We start from the raw sequence: 15,766 nt of genomic DNA on the forward strand, positions 1-15,766 counted from the left end.
GCAGATCACCCGCCTGTGCGCCCTTGCGGGTCAGCGCCATGCCGCTGGGCACACGTCCAAAAACCGTCAGAGTAAGGCTCAGCGGCCCGCGGGTGGTGTCACCGCCGATGAGGCGAATGGCACAGCACTGGGCCATCTGGTCCAGGCCACGGGCAAAGCCTTCCAGCCAGCTGACGGCCGCATGAGGCAAGGTCAACGCCAGGGTAAAGCCAAGCGGCGTCGCGCCCATGGCCGCCAGATCACTGACAGAAACACCCAGGGCGCGCTGGCCCAGCAGGAAGGGGTCGGCTGCCTTGGGAAAATGCACCCCGGCCACCAGCGTGTCGGTGGAAATCGCCAGCTGCTCGCCCGGCTGCAGCGTCAGCAAGGCACAGTCATCGCCGATGCCCAATGCCACACCTTCGCCAGCCTGCGCACAGGACGCAGCGGCGAAGTAGTGACGGATCAGCTCAAACTCACCCAAGACAGGCAAGCCCGATCAACGCTTGTTGGCGCGAACTTCATCCGCGCGCAAACGCGGAGCCAGCTTGTCCAGCACACCATTGACGAATTTATGCCCGTCAGTTGCACCAAACACCTTGGCCAGTTCGATGCCTTCGTTGATCACCACACGATAGGGGATATCGATACGGTTCTTCAGCTCGTAGGTCGACAGACGCAGGATCGACAACTCGACCGGGTCGATCTCCTCCAATGGACGGTCAAGCAGCGACTCGAACGCACCATCAATTTCTGGCTTCTGCCGTGGCACGCCATGCAGAATTTCGTGGAAATAAGCACCATCGACTGTGCTGAAGTCGTTATCGACGCGGAACTGCGCTTCGATTTCGTTCAACGACTGCCCCGCCATGTGCCAGGAATACAGCGCCTGCATGGCCAGGGATCGCGCCTGACGGCGCGCGAGGGTCTTGGTGCTGGGGGCTTTCGGGCCTTTCGGCGGTTGCCCGGCGCTGTCGTTCTGGCTCACTTGGCCTCCAACTGCGCCAGCAGGCTGACCATTTCCAGGGCCGACAGTGCAGCTTCAGCACCCTTGTTACCGGCCTTGGTGCCGGAACGCTCAATGGCTTGTTCGATGGAATCTACGGTCAGTACGCCGAAGGCAACCGGCACGCCGAACTCCATGGACACCTGAGCCAGGCCTTTGGTGCACTCACCCGCCACGTATTCAAAATGCGGGGTGCCGCCACGGATCACCGCGCCGAGGGCGATGATCGCGTCGTACTCGCTGCGCTGCGCAACTTTCTGCGCCACCAGCGGGATCTCGAACGCGCCCGGCGCACGAATGATGGTGATGTTGCTCTCGCTCACGCCATGACGCACCAGGGCATCAACGGCACCGCTGACCAGGCTCTCGACAACAAAGCTGTTAAAACGGCCGACAACCAGGGCAAAACGGCCCTTGGGAGCGATGAACGTACCTTCGATGGTCTTCAGGGTCATAAAACAAATCTCATATAGCGTTAAAGAGCCAGAGGGCAAAAAATGTATAGCCCAACGGAACAGCGCGTGGCCAGCGCAGGACAACCAGAGCAAGGCAGGCGCGGCGCGGGTTTACCGAAGTAAACAAGCAAGCCGAACCTGTTGCCATACAGGCTGCCCACGCGCAATCACGCAGCGGTCGTTATTCAGCGGGCAGGTATTCTACAACTTCCAGGTCGAAACCGGATATCGCGTTGAACTTCATCGGCGCACTCATCAGGCGCATCTTGCGCACCCCGAGGTCGCGCAGAATCTGCGAACCGGCCCCCACCGTGCTGTAAGTCGCAGGGCTGGCAGGCTGCTGACGGCCCAACAGCGCCAGCAGCTCCGGCCCGGTCAGTGGATTGCCGAGCAGCAGCACCACACCACTGCCAGCCTTGGCCACCTCGGCCATGGCCGCGCGCAGGCTCCAGCGGCCCGGCTGATTGACCAGGAACAGATCGCGCAACGGGTCCATGTTATGCACCCGTACCAGCGTCGGCTCTTCGGCACACACCGTGCCCAGCGTCAGAGCCATGTGCGCCGTGTTTTCCACGCCGTCGCGGTAAGTCACCAGGTTGAACTGCCCCAGTTCGGTGTCCAGCGGTTGCTCACTGACACGCTCGACCGTGCGCTCGTGAATCAGGCGGTAGTGGATCAGGTCGGCGATGGTGCCGATCTTCAGACCGTGCTCTTCGGCAAACTTCTCCAGCTCCGGACGACGGGCCATGGTGCCGTCGTCGTTCATGATCTCGCAGATCACACCGCTCGGTTCGAAGCCGCCCATGCGCGCCAGGTCGCAGGCGGCTTCGGTATGACCGGCACGCGCCAGGACACCGCCCGCCTGGGCCATCAGCGGGAAAATGTGGCCCGGGCTGACAATATCCGCCGCCACTGCATTGCGTGCCACGGCAGCCTGTACGGTCCGCGCGCGGTCAGCGGCGGAAATGCCGGTGGTCACGCCTTCGGCCGCCTCGATAGAGACGGTGAATTTGGTGCCGAAGCCGGAGCCATTACGCGGTGCCATGAGCGGCAGGTTGAGCAGCTCGCAGCGCTCGCGGGTCATCGGCATGCAGATCAGGCCGCGGGCGAAGCGCGCCATGAAGTTGATGTGCTCAGCGGTCACACATTCCGAGGCGATGATGATATCGCCTTCGTTCTCGCGGTCTTCGTCATCCATGAGGATGACCATCTTGCCGGCGCGGATGTCTTCAATAAGTTCTTCAGCGGTATTGAGCGCCATCGGGCGTCTCCTCAATTATTCAGGTAGCCGTGTTCGGCAAGAAAACTTTCGGTCAGCCCTGAGGCCTTGGGCTCGGCAGCCTTGTCGCCAAGCAGCAGGCGCTCGAGGTAACGCGCCAGCAGGTCAACTTCAAGATTGACCTTACGCCCGGCCTGGTAGTTGACCATGATGGTTTCGGCCAGCGTGTGCGGCACGATGGTCAGCTCGAACTCGGCACCATCGACTGAATTGACGGTCAGGCTGGTGCCATCGACAGTGATAGAGCCTTTGTGCGCGATGTACTTGGCCAGCTCGCGCGGGGCGCGCACCTTGAATTGCACGGCGCGGGCGTTATCGGCGCGTGAGACGATCTCACCAACGCCATCGACGTGACCACTGACCAGGTGCCCACCGAGGCGGCTGGTGGGCGTCAGGGCTTTCTCCAGGTTCACCGCGCTACCGGGCTTGAGGTCGACAAAGGCGGTACGTGCCAGCGTCTCGCGACTGACGTCGGCCCAGAAGCCGTCGCCGGGCAGCTCTACAGCGGTCAGGCAGACACCATTAACGGCGATGCTGTCGCCCAGTTTGACATCGCCAAGATCAAGCTTGCCCGTGGCCACGTAGACACGCACATCACCGCCTTTGGGGGTCATGGCGCGAATGCTACCGATGGATTCGATTATGCCGGTGAACATATGCCCTCCGGTTTCACATTGAAGATGATGCTGAACAGCATGGACGAACTCCTGTTTTGATTAAAAACAGGGCAATGCCGATCGATAGGGATTTTGCAGACAGGCGCATAGCGCCCATGGAGGCAATCCCGCTCTCTCTTTATCCGGACTATACCGTCGGCCCCGGAATCACACCGGGTCTGCTGACCTCGCCGGGCAGATGCCGTACGAGCGCTCGCGGGCTAGGCCTTGCAGCCATTACCGCCGGTGGGGAATTACACCCCGCCCTGAGAACGTTGCGACCGCTTGCGCAGCCGAGACGCGTTTTACCACACATTGCCGATGCCCTGCATCGGCAAACGATACGATGAATAACCACCCATCAAACGGCTGGCTGTGGCACCGCGATGATGCGCCAGTCATCACCGACAGCACGCATTTCGACAATCTTCAACGCCGGGGCGTCAGCCATGCGCGCCAGCGGCAGGTCCAACAACGGTCGCGCGCTGGAGCCAAGCAGCTTGGGGGCGACAAACAACTGGTACTCATCCACCAACCCCAGCCGAGCGAATGCGCCGGCCAGGCGTGGACCTGCCTCGACCAGGACTTCATTGGCGCCACGCGCCGCCAGGTCGATCAGTAGCTTGCGCAGGTCAACATGGCCGTTACTGCCCGGCACCGCCAATAGTTCGTGCCCATCGTCCAGATAGCGATCACGCGCCGAGGCCGCTGCACAGGTCGCCACCAATGCTGCGCCAGCCTGAAAAAACGGCACGCTGAGCGGCACACGCAGGCGGCCATCGACCAGCACCCGTAATGGCGGCCGCGCCTGCGCCAGCGCGCTCAATTCCGCGCCAAGGCCCAGCTCGTCGGGTCGCACGGTGAGCCGGGCATCATCGGCCAGCACCGTATCGGCACCGGTCAGTACCACACTGGCGCGGGCCCGCAACCGCTGTACGGCAGCACGCGCGGCGGGCCCGGTGATCCACTGACTTTCGCCGCTGGCCATCGCGGTACGCCCATCCAGGCTCATCGCCAGCTTGACCCGGACAAAGGGCAGGCCCTGCTCCATACGTTTGATAAACCCGGCATTCAGCGCCCGCGCCTCGGTTTCCAACACGCCGCTCTGCACCGCGATACCGGCATGCATCAAGCGAAGTAAGCCGTCACCACCGACTTGTGGATTGGGGTCTTGCATGGCGGCGACCACACGGGCAATGCCGGCGTTGATCAGAGCATCGGCGCAAGGTGGTGTGCGCCCTTGGTGGCTGCAGGGTTCCAGGGTGACGTAGGCCGTCGCGCCACGAGCCTTGTCACCCGCCTGACGCAGCGCGTGCACTTCAGCATGCGGTTCACCGGCACGGGCATGCCAGCCTTCGCCGACGATTCGCCCGTCACGCACGATCACGCAGCCCACGCGCGGATTAGGGTGAGTGGAGTACAGGCCTTTACGGGCCAGCTCCAGCGCGCGCGCCATAAAGGCGTGATCTGAATTCATCATCAACCTTTAATAGGCTCGCGGGACAGTCGGTCGATTTCCTCACGGAACTCGTTGAGGTCTTGAAAGCGTTTGTAAACCGAGGCAAAGCGGATATAGGCGACTTCATCAAGCTTCTGCAGTTCCCCCATGACCAACTCACCCAGCACCAGGGACTTGATCTCGCGCTCGCCGGTGGCGCGCAGCTTGTGCTTGATGTGGGCAATCGCGGCCTCGAGGCGCTCGATACTCACCGGGCGCTTCTCCAACGCCCGCTGCATGCCGGCGCGCAGCTTGTCTTCATCGAAGGGCTGGCGGCTGCCGTCCTGTTTGATCAGGCGCGGCATCACCAACTCGGCGGTTTCAAAGGTGGTGAACCGCTCTTCACAGGCCAGGCATTCACGCCGACGACGCACCTGCTCGCCCTCGGCAACCAGGCGCGAGTCGATCACTTTGGTGTCATTGGCACCGCAGAAGGGACAGTGCATAAATAAGGCCAGCCTTAGAACGAAGGTAGCCATGGTAGCGCATCCCGCAGGCAAGACAAGCCGAGGGGATTGCGGTATACAGGCGCCCATGCCAAGCAGCGCAGTTGAGACCGTCAATGAAAGCCCCCAAGCCGATACAACCACTGATTCTCGCAAGCCTGATCGCCCTGCTGACAGCCTGCGCCAACGACAGTCCAGCGCCCGTCCAACCCACCGTTTCCGCACCGACGCAGCACCCGGCTGAAGCGGTGCCGCTGCCGGCGCATCAGCGCGAACTGAGCGGCAGCCTGCTGAATGTGCCCAACGCGGCAGATGTCGAGCTGGCTCTGCTGGCGGTTGATCAACGCGGCCGGCCGCAGGCGCTGCTGGGTAATATCCAGCTGCGCGGCACCGGTAACCCGCTGGCCTTTCGCTTGCCGTTCAACCCGGAAACCTTCAATAAACACAGCCGTATCGCGTTGCATGGCCGCGCCAATCAGGCTGGCCGGCTGATTCTGCGCCTGCCCGCGCAACCGATTGCCCGCGGCGAAACCCAGAACCTCGGGGAGTTGCGCCTGGTACCTGCGCCATGACTGCACCGGCCGCCCTGCAGGCTGCGCTCAGCGAACTGCTGGGTGACGCCCAGCTCAGCGCGCAAACCCTGCCCGGCACTGCAATCAAACTGTGGCTGATCGACCCGGCGAACATGGACCGCTGCTTCAGTCCGGAAGAAACCCGCCTGATCCTCGAAGAACCGCCCTACTGGTGCTTCTGCTGGGCCAGCGGCCTGGTCCTGGCGCGCTGGCTGGCCCAGCACCCTGAGTGGGTGCACGGCAAGCGCGTGCTGGATTTCGGTGCGGGCTCAGGTGTGGCGGCGATTGCTGCAGCCAAAGCCGGCGCGCTGGAAGTCGTGGCCTGCGACCTTGATCCATTGGCAATTGCGTCCTGCCAGGCCAACGCGGCACTCAACGATGTGCAACTGAGCTACTCGACGGACTTCTTTGCCGAGGCTGACCGCTTCGACCTGATTATCGTCGCCGACGTGCTCTACGACCGTGCCAACCTGCCGCTGCTCGACCAGTTCCTCAGTCGTGGACGTCAAGCGCTGGTGGCAGATTCACGGGTGCGCGACTTTCAGCACCCGCTATACCAGCGCCTAGGCATACTCGAAGCCTGCACCTGGCCGGACCTGGCCGAACCGGCTGAATTTCGTCATGTCAGCCTGTACCACGCCGAACGCAGCTAGCAGCCCTTGTATCCGCCAGACCCAGCCCGCATTTATAGTCCATCCCACTTTTCGCATCGCCGAGACCGATCATGAGCACGTCCCCTTACATCGTTGATATCGCAGGCAGCGCCAGCTTTGAACAGCTGGTGATCGAAAACTCCTTCCAGAAGCCGGTGCTGGTGGATTTCTGGGCCGAGTGGTGCGCGCCGTGCAAGGCACTGATGCCGCTGCTGGCGAAGATCACCGAGGAATACAACGGCGAATTGCTGCTGGCCAAGGTCAACTGCGATATCGAGCAGGACATCGTGGCGCGCTTCGGCATCCGCAGCCTACCGACCGTGGTGCTGTTCAAGAACGGCCAGCCGGTGGACGGCTTTGCGGGCGCGCAACCCGAGTCGGCGATTCGCGAAATGCTCAAGCCTCACGTCGCCGAACCAGCACCGGTCGCGGCCGACCCGATGGAAGCGGCGCAGGCGCTGTTCAGCGAAGGCCGCTTTGCCGATGCCGAAGCCCTGCTTAAGGTGCTGCTGACGGAAAACAATGAACACGCTGCCGCGCTGATTCTGTATGCGCGCTGCCTGGCCGAGCGCGGTGAACTGGGCGAAGCCGAAGCGGTACTGGGCGCGGTCAAAGGCGATGAACATAAACAAGCCCTGGCCGGGGCCCGCGCGCAGCTGACTTTCCTGCGCCAGGCGGCCGAACTGCCGGATGTGGCCAGCCTGAAAACCCGTTTAGCGCAAAATGCCGACGACGATGAGGCGAGCCACCAGCTGGCCGTTCAGCAACTGGCGCGCCAGCACTACGAGCCGGCGCTGGACGCCCTGCTCAAGCTGTTTATCCGCAACCGCAGCTACGCCGACGGTCTGCCACACAAGACCCTGCTGCAAGTCTTCGACCTGCTGGGCAATGACCACCCGCTGGTCACCACCTACCGCCGCAAGCTGTATCAGGCGATCTACTAACCCGATCATCGTGGCTAAAAACCGCCTACAGAACCAGCTGTACTCGTGGGAGAGGCTTTAGCCGCGACAAGTCAGGTAATCGATAACCTGCCCCGTGCTGCGCCATTAACCAATCCAGTAATAAATCGGCGCATCGACGCCGGTTTCCACGCGAACCTGTGCGCAATGGCGCAGCCGCACCAGCAGGCGTTTGCCCGCTGCCTCACCGCCCGCCAGCCCAGCCAATTGCCCGAGCAGCTGCGGCCCGTCGATCTGCCCCGCCTGGCGCAGCAACTCCAGGGTGGTTTGCCACAACGCATCATTGGCCACTGGCGCGGCAACCGCAGCCGGCGCAGCGGGCGGCTCAAGGCTCACGTGCTGAGCCAGCTGCGCCCAGTCCTGCGCATCCAGCTCAACCGTCAGGTCCACCGGCCAGGCACCGATCTGCCCACGAATTCGCACCATCATTCCACCCTCAACTGATCAGCCGCCATGCTCCCACGTCCAGTGCAGGTCGCCAAGCAAGGCTGGTCACGGGCGCCACAAAGTTGTTATAACGTAACAATCATTAACCTCTGATCGGAGATCACCATGCGCCGCCTGCTACTTGCACTGCCGTTTGCCCTGCTGCCCCTCGCCGCCCTCGCGGCCGAACACAGCCATGAACATGACCACGGGCGTGCTCACGCCGAGCACGGCAGCCTGGACGCTCATGAGCACGGCGCCGCGCAACTCAACGTGGTACTCGATGGCAAAGCGCTGGAACTGCAACTGGAAAGCCCGGCGATGAACCTGGTGGGCTTCGAGCATGCCGCCAAGAGCGCTGCCGACAAAGCCAAGGTTGCGGCCGCGCGCAGCCAGTTGGAACAACCGCAGGCGCTGTTCGGCCTGGCCGCAGGCGACTGCAGCGTCAACAAGCAAGAACTGGAAAGCCCGCTATTTACTGAACATGGGCACGAAGAGCACAAGCACGACGACCACCATGAGCACGCCAAAGACAGCGAACACAGTGATATCCACGTGCACTACAGCCTCGACTGCCAGAAGCCTGAAGCATTGAAACAACTTAACCTCGGCGAACTGTTCAAGCGCTTCCCCGCCACCGAGAAAATTCAGGTACAACTGATCGGCCCGAATGGCCAGCAGGGCCTGGAGCTGACACCCGCGCAGCCGACCCTGAGTTTCTAACAACCCCTTTTGCAGCAGAACGGCCGGGGTAACCCGGCCGCTTACTTTATGAGCTCAGCCCTGATCCACCTGTCCAACCTCGGCTTTGCCTGGCCCGGCCAGCCTGAGCTGCTGGACATCGACGCGTTCACCCTGCAACGCGGCGAAAGCCTGTTTCTCAAAGGCCCCAGCGGCAGCGGCAAGACCACCCTGCTCGGCTTGCTCGGCGGCGTACAGAAGCCCAACCGCGGCAGCATCCAGCTGCTTGAGCAGGACTTGAGTACGCTGTCCGCCAGCGCCCGCGACCGCTTTCGCGTCGATCACACCGGCTATATTTTCCAGCAGTTCAACCTGCTGCCGTTTCTCTCGGTGCGTGAGAACGTCGAACTGCCCTGTCATTTCTCCACGCTGCGCGCCAGCCGCGCGGTGCAACGCCATGGCAGCGTGGCCAAGGCCACCAACGCCCTGCTCGCCCACCTCGGTTTGCACCAGCCGGAATTGCTAGCGCGCCGCGCCGGTGACCTGTCGATCGGCCAGCAGCAGCGCGTGGCCGCTGCCCGTGCGCTGATCGGTCAGCCGGAGCTGGTGATCGCCGACGAGCCCACCTCGGCGTTGGATGCTGATGCCCGCGAAGCCTTTCTCGAGCTGCTGTTCGCCGAGTGCCGCGAGGCCGGCTCCAGCCTGCTATTTGTCAGCCACGACCAGAGCCTGGCACGGCTGTTTGACCGCAGCCTGTCGCTCGCTGAGCTGAACAAAGCCACCCGCCCCGCAGACCATTGAGAAACTACCTACATTGCCGATACGGCGTTAAAAACAGGCTCGAAATGCTCATTTACACCAGTAAACTCCGCTTTCTCGCCTGTTTTTACCTTGTCTCGGCGGCCTCGCCTACGTTCCTCAACGGCCTGCTCACGGAGATTTAAGGATGTATCTACTGCGTCTCGCCCTCGCCAGCCTGGGCAACCGCCGCTTTACTGCGTGGCTGACGGTGTTCGCCATCGCCCTCTCGGTGTGTTTGCTGCTCGCCGTCGAGCGGGTGCGCACCGAAGCCCGCGCCAGCTTTGCCAACACCATCAGCGGCACCGACCTGATTGTCGGCGCGCGCTCCGGCAGCGTTAACCTGCTGCTGTATTCGGTATTCCGCATCGGCAACGCCACTAACAATATTCGCTGGGACAGCTTCGAGCAGTTTGCCAACCACCGTCAGGTCAAATGGGCCATCCCGATCTCACTCGGCGATTCGCACCGTGGCTACCGGGTGATGGGCACCAGCCCGGCGTATTTCGAGCACTATCGCTATGCCCGCAGCCAACCGCTGCAGCTGAGCAGCGGCCGCGCCTTTGCCGATGACCCGTTCGAGGTTGTACTCGGCGCAGAAGTGGCGCAAGCGCTCAACTACCAGCTCGATCAGGAGCTGGTGCTGGCCCATGGCGTGGCCACCATCAGCCTGGTCAAGCATGACGACAAACCGTTCAAGGTGGTCGGCATCCTCAAGCGCACCGGCACACCGGTGGACCGCACCCTGCATATTTCCCTGGCCGGCATGGAGGCCCTGCATGTCGACTGGCAAAACGGCATGCCCGCACGCGGCGCGGCGAAGGTCAGTGCTGAGCAGGCGCGGGCGATGGACCTGCAACCCAAGCAGATCACCGCCGTCATGCTCGGCCTGAACAGCAAGATCGCCACCTTCAGCTTGCAACGCGAGATCAACGAATTTCGCGGCGAGCCGCTGCTGGCAATCCTCCCCGGCGTCGCGCTGCAGGAGCTGTGGAGCCTGATGGGCACCGCCGAGAAGGCGCTGTTCGTGGTTTCGCTGTTCGTGGTGCTGACGGGGCTGATCGGCATGCTTACGGCGATTCTCACCAGCCTTAACGAGCGCCGCCGCGAGATGGCGATTCTGCGCTCGGTCGGCGCGCGGCCCTGGCATATCGCCAGCCTGCTGATCGTCGAGGCCTTTGCCCTGGCGCTGGCGGGCGTGCTGCTCGGCCTGCTGTTGCTGTACCTGGGCATCGCCGGAGCGCAGGGCTATGTGCAGGCGAATTACGGCCTGTACCTGCCGCTGAATTTGCCTACCCGCTATGAGTGGACGCTGCTCGGCGCTATCCTGAGCGCCGCCCTGTTGATGGGCTGTGTACCGGCCTGGCGCGCGTACCGCCAATCCCTGGCCGATGGCTTATCGATTCGCTTATGAGGCTTTTTGCATGCACCGCTCTCTGCTCGCCACCCTGCTGCTCACCCTGGCCCTGCCCCTGGCGGCTGCCGAGGTGCGCGAGCTGACCTGGTCGGAAATGGTCCCCGCCGATGCGCCGCCGCAAGTCGCTGAACCCGCACCGATTCATGACCTCTCGCAGCTGGCCGACGCCCTCGCCGAATCCGGCCCGGCGGCCATGCAGCAGTCGCCCGCCGCGCCAGTGGTGCAGGCACTGGATGGCCAATCGGTAAAACTGCCGGGCTATATCGTGCCGCTGGATGTCACCGATGAAGGCCGGGTGACCGAGTTCCTCTTGGTGCCGTACTTCGGTGCGTGCATCCACGTGCCGCCACCGCCATCGAATCAGATCGTCCATGTCACCAGCGAGCTGGGTGTGCTGCTGGATGCGCTGTATCAGCCGTTCTGGATCGAAGGCCCACTCAAGGTCGAGCAGACCAGCAGCGAGCTGGCCGAAGCCGGTTACCAGATGGAAGCCGAGAAGATTTACGCCTATGAGCTGCCAGATAGCTAAGACACAGCGCAGCAACCAGGCAGGAAAAAGCCAGACCTCGGTCTGGCTTTTTTATTGGACGCTGCAAACCGGCAGTCGACTAGCCAGCGCTGGCCACGTGTTTTTCACGCTGATAGCTCAACTCGCTTTCCGCCCACTGGCGCCAGGCGCGTACTTTGCTGCGTTCGGCACCGGCTCGTTCGGCCTTGGCCAGGGCATCGAGCCCGGCTTGCCAGCGCGCCTGCTCCAGCTCCAGCTGGGCCAGGTGCAGCCAGTGCTTGGCCATGCCCGAGCGCTGCGCCAGGTCACGGAACACCACAGCGGCCTGAGCACGCTCGCGGGCTTGCCACCAGAGCAGCCCCAGCCGTTCCTCACGGGCTGCCGTGCGCGGCAACAGGCCCTGGTCGAGCATCCCGGCGAGCAGCTTGGCGCCCTGCCAGGGCTGATCGGCCGCACCGGCCAGCAGCACCAGGTTGTCCAACTCGCTTTCATTGAAACGCAGGCCTTTCTGGTACGCCGCGCGCAAGGTCGCCAGTGACATGTCCTGATGGCCACTTAGCTGCTGCAGGGCTGCCAGTTGGCGCCAGCCCTGGGCATTATTCGGCTGGCGCGCGAGCAACTGGCGCTGCCAGCGCTCAGCGGCAGCGTACTTCTTCAGATCAGCGTTCATTGCGACGAGAAACTGCAACCAGCTATCGGCGGCCTGCGGATTAGCCTGCACATAACGCTCGGCCAACGGCAGCGCCTTGGCCGGCTGACCGAGGCCCTGATAGGCCTGTACCAGCACCTGCAGCACCTCTTCATTGGCGTTGGCCTGGCCCGGTGCGAGCAAGCTCACCACCTGGGCGTAGCGGCGCTCGACCAGGTTGAGGCGGGCCAGGTTCAGCTCTTCAGCGGCCTGCAGCTCGGCGTCCAGCTTGCCGCTCTTCAGTACCTTTTCCAGCAGTTCGATGGCCTGGGCATTCTGCCCTTCGGCCCAGGCCAGATAACCGCGGCTGCGCCACAGCAGCGCTTCTTCCAGGCTGCCCGACGTGCCCTTGGCAGCATCCAGAGCGCGGCGCGCAGCTGCGTAGTCACCCTTCTTCTGCGCAGTCTGCGCGGTATCCAGCGCGCGAAACACGCCCGGATCAACACTTTGCCCAGCCGCCTGCGCGGCACCAGCGCCACACAGCGCGATCAGCAACAGTAAACGATACATATCAGCGACCTCCTTCCAAACGGAAGTACAGGGTTTTCACCGCTTCACGGGCCACCGCCAAACCACTCTCGGTACGCGGTGCAAAGCGCCAGCGCACGGCAGCGCGGCGCGCTTCGCGTTCAAACACGTTCTGCGGGCTGGCTTCGATAACGCGCACGTTTTCGACAGCACCGGCGCGGTTGATGGTGAACGCCAGCTTCACATGCCCCTCGATGCTGCGCTGCAGGGCGTAGCGCGGGTATTCCGGGCTGACATCGTTGAGCGGCATCACTTCACTTTCCGGGCCGCTGGGCTGACCACCGGCATCGCTCGGGGCGGGAGCTCCGGGCGTCACCACGCTTGGCGCGGAGGCACCCGCTGCCAGCCCCGTCAGGCTTGGTGTCGGCGCGCTGTTCACGGCAATCCCCGTGCTCAAGCTCGGCACCGGCAGATCCAGGGCCGGCAGGTTGGCGCTCGGGGTGGCCGTCATCGGCGTCGGCGATGTCAGGGTTTGCGGCGTTTGTGCTTGCGGCGGCTGCGGTGCCTGCTGGCGGGTGCGCGTCGCGGTGTCGCTGGAGTCACCGTCAAGACGGACGAAACTGGCCACCGTCAGCGGCTCCTCACTCGGCTTGCTGCTGGGCGGCGCGACCATGTAAAGCATCAGTCCGAACAGCGCCAGCGCCATCACACAGGCCGCAGCAAAGGACAGTGGCAAACGCATCAAAACGCTCCCGCCGTAGCGGCCAGGGCCACGTCATGCACACCGGCCAGGCGCGCCTGGTCCATCACCTGCACCACCAGGCCGGTACGCGCGTCCTGATCGGCCTGAACCACCACGGCACCGTCCGGCTGGTCGACGCGCATGCGCTCGACATGGGCTCGCACGCTGCGCACATCGACCACTTTCTTGTCCATCCACACCTGCCCATCGGCGGTGATGGCGATGAGGATATTGCCTTTTTCCTGCGGGCTGGCGGTTTCCGCCTGGGGCCGCTGCACGTCGACGCCGGCTTCCTTGATAAAGGAGCTGGTGACGATAAAGAAGATCAGCATGATGAAAACCACGTCGAGCATCGGCGTCAGGTCGATGCCGGTGTCTTCGTCTTGCTGGTGGTGACGGCGCATTCTCATGTGTCGAATCTCAGTCGTGACGCAGCTGGTCAGCCAGCCGCTCTAGAGCCCGGCGTGCATCGCGTTCGAGGCGCGCCAGGCTGAATAATCCACTAATCGCCAAGACCATGCCGGCCATGGTCGGCAGAGTCGCCTGCCAGACCCCGGCCGCCATGCCACGCGGGTTACCGGTGCCGTTGATGGCCAGCACGTCGAACACCGCGACCATGCCGCTGACCGTGCCAAGCAAGCCCAGCAGCGGGTACATCGCCACCAGGGTCTTGCTCAGGCGCAGCGGGCCCAGCAGGTGCTGCTGCGCCTGCGCCAACCAGGCACTGCGCACCGCGCGCTGCCAGTTGCCGGTGTCGTCGCTCAGCACCTGCTGCCAGGCCTGACGGCGCTCGGCAACCCACTGCGGGAACACCCGGCGCATGTACCAGAAGCGCTCAAACACCAGAGTCCAGAACACCACGCAAAGGCCCGCCAGCGCCCACATCGCCAGCCCACCGGCGCTCATGAAATCGAGCAGGGCATGGCTGCTGTCGACCAGGCGCAGCCACAGTGCCAGCCAATCAGTCACGGCGTGGTACCCCGGACAGGTGCAGGGCAATAAGCCCGGCACTTTGCTGCTCCAGCAGCTGAATCAGACTTTTGCTGCGGCTGGCCAGCAGGGTGTGCAGGAACAACAGCGGAATCGCTACCACCAGGCCCTGCACCGTGGTCACCAGCGCTTGCGAAATGCCATCAGCCATCAATCGTGAATCACCGCCACCGCCCTGGGTGATCGCCTGGAAGGTGACGATCATGCCGGTCACGGTGCCGAGCAGACCGAGCAGCGGCGCCACGGCACACAGTAACTTGAGCAGGCCTTGGCCTGTTTCCAGCGGCGGGGTCTCCTGCAGGATCGCCTCGTCAAGCTTCAGCTCCAGGGTTTCCAGATCCGCCAGCTGCGGCTTCGGCCCCAGCACGCCGATGATCCGCCCCAGCGGGTTGTCGGCACGCGGCGCACTCAGGTCATGCATCTGCGCACTGACGCTGCGGGCGACGCGGGCCAGGTAAATCATCCGCCAGGCTGCCAGCAGCAGACCGAAGATCCCCAGCGCAACAATCACCCAGCCCACCAGGCCACCTTGCTGCAGGCGATCCCAGAAGCCTGGCTCACGCTGTAACTGCGCCAGCAAGGTGCCACGGCTTGGGTCTATTGGCAGGCTGGCTACCGCTGCATCGCTGTCCAGATAATCCGCAACCTGGCCTAAACCAGACGGCTGACGTGGCGGTGCCAAAAGCTCGCCGGCATCGGCGTCATAACGCAGGAAGGCATCGGCAGCGTAGGCGGAGAACGCGCCGACCCGCAGCACATCCTGCGGATTACGCGTGCCGTCGGCAGCCACTACCGGCAGTTGCAGCCGCTCGACCCGGCCGCTGGCGGTGAGGTCTTCGAGCAGCAGCATCCAGTAGTCATCGAGGTCGGCTGCCGAGGGCAGCGTGCGGCTTTCGGCCAGCGCTTTGAGACGCGCCTGGCGCTCGGGGTACTGGGCATTGAGCAGGCTGTCCTGCCATTGCCCGGCGACATCACCGGCGCTCTGCCGGATCACACCAAACAACTCGCCGAGGTGGCCGGCACGCTGGCTCAGGCGTTTCTCCTGTTCGGCCAATTCGGCTTCCTGGCGGTCAAATTCAGCCTTCAGTCGCTCGGCTTCGGCCTTCTGTGTGGCCAGGGCGCTGCGCGCAATGGCCAACAGTTGGGCACGCTCGCCGCGCTCGGCAATAAAGGCCTGCTCGCGGCTTTGCATGGCGCTGACTTCAGCCGCGCGCTCACTGCGAATACGCTGCAGCAGTTGATCCGGGCTCAGCGGTTCGGCAGCGCCAGCCAGGGCGGGCAGCAGGCCCAGGATAAAAGCGAGAGCGCAACGATTCATGGCTTGGCCTCCAGCGCCAGGGTCTTCACGGGCAGGTCAAGCACGGCCGGAGCCTGCTCCTGGCGGGCAATCGCAATGGCCTGACGTAATGGACGACGGGCGCTGCCGTCGAGCAGCTGCCAGCGGCGGGTTTGCGGGTTCCACCAGCCACTTTCATGGCCATCGAGGGTCTGGAAATACAGCATCACGCGACCCAGACGAAGGAACTCGACGCTGCGCGACGT

Annotated in this window: 20 protein-coding genes, 1 pseudogene and 1 riboswitch; of the genes and pseudogenes, 7 read left to right on the forward strand and 14 right to left on the reverse strand. The window is 63.5% G+C overall.

Features of this window, described 5'->3' with window-relative positions; genetic code table 11:
• The 7 genes from DBR00_RS21010 to nrdR all read right to left on the reverse strand — a co-directional run.
• Positions 1 to 463 (reverse strand): AIR synthase related protein (locus tag DBR00_RS21010; protein WP_371920642.1); only part of this gene is annotated, 463 nt, incomplete at its 3' end.
• Positions 464 to 478: 15 nt separating this feature from the next.
• A complete protein-coding gene (gene nusB, locus DBR00_RS09560) occupies positions 479 to 967 on the reverse strand; it encodes a transcription antitermination factor NusB (RefSeq protein ID WP_108489668.1) in 489 nt (162 codons plus the stop codon).
• Entirely contained in the window at positions 964 to 1,440 is a 477-nt protein-coding gene (gene ribE, locus DBR00_RS09565; RefSeq protein WP_108489669.1) for a 6,7-dimethyl-8-ribityllumazine synthase, read from the reverse strand. The genes nusB and ribE overlap by 4 nt, the downstream gene beginning before the upstream one ends.
• 181 nt (positions 1,441 to 1,621) lie before the next feature.
• Entirely contained in the window at positions 1,622 to 2,701 is a 1,080-nt protein-coding gene (gene ribBA / locus DBR00_RS09570) for a bifunctional 3,4-dihydroxy-2-butanone-4-phosphate synthase/GTP cyclohydrolase II (protein ID WP_108489670.1), read from the reverse strand.
• A gap of 11 nt (positions 2,702 to 2,712) precedes the next feature.
• Complete coding sequence (locus tag DBR00_RS09575) at positions 2,713 to 3,375, reverse strand: riboflavin synthase (RefSeq protein WP_108489671.1); 663 nt, start codon at positions 3,373 to 3,375, stop codon at positions 2,713 to 2,715.
• A 126-nt stretch (positions 3,376 to 3,501) separates the two neighbouring features.
• A riboswitch (FMN riboswitch) is annotated at positions 3,502 to 3,653 on the reverse strand.
• A gap of 83 nt (positions 3,654 to 3,736) precedes the next feature.
• Positions 3,737 to 4,855 carry a bifunctional diaminohydroxyphosphoribosylaminopyrimidine deaminase/5-amino-6-(5-phosphoribosylamino)uracil reductase RibD gene (ribD, locus tag DBR00_RS09580; RefSeq protein WP_108489672.1) on the reverse strand — a complete coding sequence of 373 codons (1,119 nt, stop codon included), beginning with the start codon at positions 4,853 to 4,855 and terminating at the stop codon, positions 3,737 to 3,739.
• On the reverse strand, positions 4,855 to 5,319 hold the full coding sequence (gene nrdR / locus DBR00_RS09585) for a transcriptional regulator NrdR (RefSeq protein ID WP_090255738.1): 465 nt from the start codon (positions 5,317 to 5,319) through the stop codon (positions 4,855 to 4,857). Before nrdR ends, ribD begins: the two co-directional genes overlap by 1 nt.
• Before the next feature lie 116 nt (positions 5,320 to 5,435).
• On the opposite strand from nrdR, the gene DBR00_RS09590 reads away from it, so the two are divergent.
• From DBR00_RS09590 to trxA, 3 genes are all read left to right on the forward strand, one after another.
• Positions 5,436 to 5,891 carry a YbaY family lipoprotein gene (locus DBR00_RS09590; protein WP_108489673.1) on the forward strand — a complete coding sequence of 152 codons (456 nt, stop codon included), beginning with the start codon at positions 5,436 to 5,438 and terminating at the stop codon, positions 5,889 to 5,891.
• Entirely contained in the window at positions 5,888 to 6,544 is a 657-nt protein-coding gene (locus DBR00_RS09595; protein ID WP_108489674.1) for a methyltransferase, read from the forward strand. Before DBR00_RS09590 ends, DBR00_RS09595 begins: the two co-directional genes overlap by 4 nt.
• Positions 6,545 to 6,615: 71 nt before the next feature.
• The gene (gene trxA / locus DBR00_RS09600; RefSeq protein WP_108489675.1) at positions 6,616 to 7,488 is read left to right on the forward strand and encodes a thioredoxin; all 873 of its coding nucleotides are present in this window, start codon (positions 6,616 to 6,618) and stop codon (positions 7,486 to 7,488) included.
• A gap of 105 nt (positions 7,489 to 7,593) precedes the next feature.
• Here trxA and DBR00_RS09605 read toward each other — a convergent pair whose 3' ends face one another.
• Positions 7,594 to 7,932 carry a hypothetical protein gene (locus tag DBR00_RS09605; protein ID WP_108489684.1) on the reverse strand — a complete coding sequence of 113 codons (339 nt, stop codon included), beginning with the start codon at positions 7,930 to 7,932 and terminating at the stop codon, positions 7,594 to 7,596.
• Positions 7,933 to 8,058: 126 nt separating this feature from the next.
• Between DBR00_RS09605 and DBR00_RS09610 the strand changes: the two genes are divergently transcribed.
• The 4 genes from DBR00_RS09610 (at position 8,059) to DBR00_RS09625 (ending at position 11,357) form a co-directional block, all read left to right on the forward strand.
• Entirely contained in the window at positions 8,059 to 8,655 is a 597-nt protein-coding gene (locus DBR00_RS09610) for a DUF2796 domain-containing protein (RefSeq protein ID WP_108489676.1), read from the forward strand.
• A gap of 48 nt (positions 8,656 to 8,703) precedes the next feature.
• The gene (locus DBR00_RS09615) at positions 8,704 to 9,414 is read left to right on the forward strand and encodes an ABC transporter ATP-binding protein (protein WP_108489677.1); all 711 of its coding nucleotides are present in this window, start codon (positions 8,704 to 8,706) and stop codon (positions 9,412 to 9,414) included.
• A 145-nt stretch (positions 9,415 to 9,559) separates the two neighbouring features.
• Positions 9,560 to 10,825, forward strand: coding sequence for an ABC transporter permease (locus DBR00_RS09620; protein ID WP_108489678.1), 1,266 nt, complete (start codon positions 9,560 to 9,562; stop codon positions 10,823 to 10,825).
• Between the two features lie 10 nt (positions 10,826 to 10,835).
• Positions 10,836 to 11,357 (forward strand): DUF3299 domain-containing protein, encoded by a 522-nt coding sequence (locus DBR00_RS09625; protein WP_108489679.1) that lies wholly within the window; start codon positions 10,836 to 10,838, stop codon positions 11,355 to 11,357.
• A gap of 79 nt (positions 11,358 to 11,436) precedes the next feature.
• Here the strand turns inward: DBR00_RS09625 and DBR00_RS09630 are convergent, their stop codons facing one another.
• The 6 genes and pseudogenes from DBR00_RS09630 to DBR00_RS21015 all read right to left on the reverse strand — a co-directional run.
• Positions 11,437 to 12,534 carry a hypothetical protein gene (locus tag DBR00_RS09630; protein WP_108489680.1) on the reverse strand — a complete coding sequence of 366 codons (1,098 nt, stop codon included), beginning with the start codon at positions 12,532 to 12,534 and terminating at the stop codon, positions 11,437 to 11,439.
• Between the two features lies 1 nt (position 12,535).
• The gene (locus DBR00_RS09635) at positions 12,536 to 13,234 is read right to left on the reverse strand and encodes an energy transducer TonB (protein ID WP_108489681.1); all 699 of its coding nucleotides are present in this window, start codon (positions 13,232 to 13,234) and stop codon (positions 12,536 to 12,538) included.
• Complete coding sequence (locus DBR00_RS09640) at positions 13,234 to 13,644, reverse strand: biopolymer transporter ExbD (RefSeq protein ID WP_108489682.1); 411 nt, start codon at positions 13,642 to 13,644, stop codon at positions 13,234 to 13,236. Before DBR00_RS09640 ends, DBR00_RS09635 begins: the two co-directional genes overlap by 1 nt.
• Before the next feature lie 10 nt (positions 13,645 to 13,654).
• Positions 13,655 to 14,203 carry a MotA/TolQ/ExbB proton channel family protein gene (locus DBR00_RS09645; RefSeq protein WP_090255763.1) on the reverse strand — a complete coding sequence of 183 codons (549 nt, stop codon included), beginning with the start codon at positions 14,201 to 14,203 and terminating at the stop codon, positions 13,655 to 13,657.
• On the reverse strand, positions 14,196 to 15,542 hold the full coding sequence (locus tag DBR00_RS09650) for a MotA/TolQ/ExbB proton channel family protein (protein ID WP_108489683.1): 1,347 nt from the start codon (positions 15,540 to 15,542) through the stop codon (positions 14,196 to 14,198). Before DBR00_RS09650 ends, DBR00_RS09645 begins: the two co-directional genes overlap by 8 nt.
• Positions 15,539 to 15,766, reverse strand: a pseudogene (locus DBR00_RS21015) (DUF3450 family protein); the annotation flags it as partial. The gene DBR00_RS09650 and the pseudogene DBR00_RS21015, both read right to left, overlap by 4 nt.

The organism is Pseudomonas sp. HMWF032, from assembly GCF_003060885.1.
Classification (GTDB): Bacteria; Pseudomonadota; Gammaproteobacteria; order Pseudomonadales; family Pseudomonadaceae; genus Aquipseudomonas.

What these genes read in the sequence shown, in the direction of transcription:
- DBR00_RS09605 (WP_108489684.1), bottom strand. Translation starts at nt 7,932, where the DNA reads ATGGTGCGAATTCGTGGGCAGATCGGTGCCTGGCCGGTGGACCTGACG.
- DBR00_RS09610 (WP_108489676.1), top strand. Translation starts at nt 8,059, where the DNA reads ATGCGCCGCCTGCTACTTGCACTGCCGTTTGCCCTGCTGCCCCTCGCC.
- DBR00_RS09595 (WP_108489674.1), top strand. Translation starts at nt 5,888, where the DNA reads ATGACTGCACCGGCCGCCCTGCAGGCTGCGCTCAGCGAACTGCTGGGT.
- ribBA (WP_108489670.1), bottom strand. Translation starts at nt 2,701, where the DNA reads ATGGCGCTCAATACCGCTGAAGAACTTATTGAAGACATCCGCGCCGGC.
- DBR00_RS09635 (WP_108489681.1), bottom strand. Translation starts at nt 13,234, where the DNA reads ATGCGTTTGCCACTGTCCTTTGCTGCGGCCTGTGTGATGGCGCTGGCG.
- DBR00_RS09575 (WP_108489671.1), bottom strand. Translation starts at nt 3,375, where the DNA reads ATGTTCACCGGCATAATCGAATCCATCGGTAGCATTCGCGCCATGACC.
- DBR00_RS09640 (WP_108489682.1), bottom strand. Translation starts at nt 13,644, where the DNA reads ATGAGAATGCGCCGTCACCACCAGCAAGACGAAGACACCGGCATCGAC.
- DBR00_RS09615 (WP_108489677.1), top strand. Translation starts at nt 8,704, where the DNA reads ATGAGCTCAGCCCTGATCCACCTGTCCAACCTCGGCTTTGCCTGGCCC.
- ribD (WP_108489672.1), bottom strand. Translation starts at nt 4,855, where the DNA reads ATGATGAATTCAGATCACGCCTTTATGGCGCGCGCGCTGGAGCTGGCC.
- DBR00_RS09620 (WP_108489678.1), top strand. Translation starts at nt 9,560, where the DNA reads ATGTATCTACTGCGTCTCGCCCTCGCCAGCCTGGGCAACCGCCGCTTT.
- trxA (WP_108489675.1), top strand. Translation starts at nt 6,616, where the DNA reads ATGAGCACGTCCCCTTACATCGTTGATATCGCAGGCAGCGCCAGCTTT.
- DBR00_RS09630 (WP_108489680.1), bottom strand. Translation starts at nt 12,534, where the DNA reads ATGTATCGTTTACTGTTGCTGATCGCGCTGTGTGGCGCTGGTGCCGCG.
- DBR00_RS09650 (WP_108489683.1), bottom strand. Translation starts at nt 15,542, where the DNA reads ATGAATCGTTGCGCTCTCGCTTTTATCCTGGGCCTGCTGCCCGCCCTG.
- ribE (WP_108489669.1), bottom strand. Translation starts at nt 1,440, where the DNA reads ATGACCCTGAAGACCATCGAAGGTACGTTCATCGCTCCCAAGGGCCGT.
- DBR00_RS09590 (WP_108489673.1), top strand. Translation starts at nt 5,436, where the DNA reads ATGAAAGCCCCCAAGCCGATACAACCACTGATTCTCGCAAGCCTGATC.
- nrdR (WP_090255738.1), bottom strand. Translation starts at nt 5,319, where the DNA reads ATGCACTGTCCCTTCTGCGGTGCCAATGACACCAAAGTGATCGACTCG.
- DBR00_RS09625 (WP_108489679.1), top strand. Translation starts at nt 10,836, where the DNA reads ATGCACCGCTCTCTGCTCGCCACCCTGCTGCTCACCCTGGCCCTGCCC.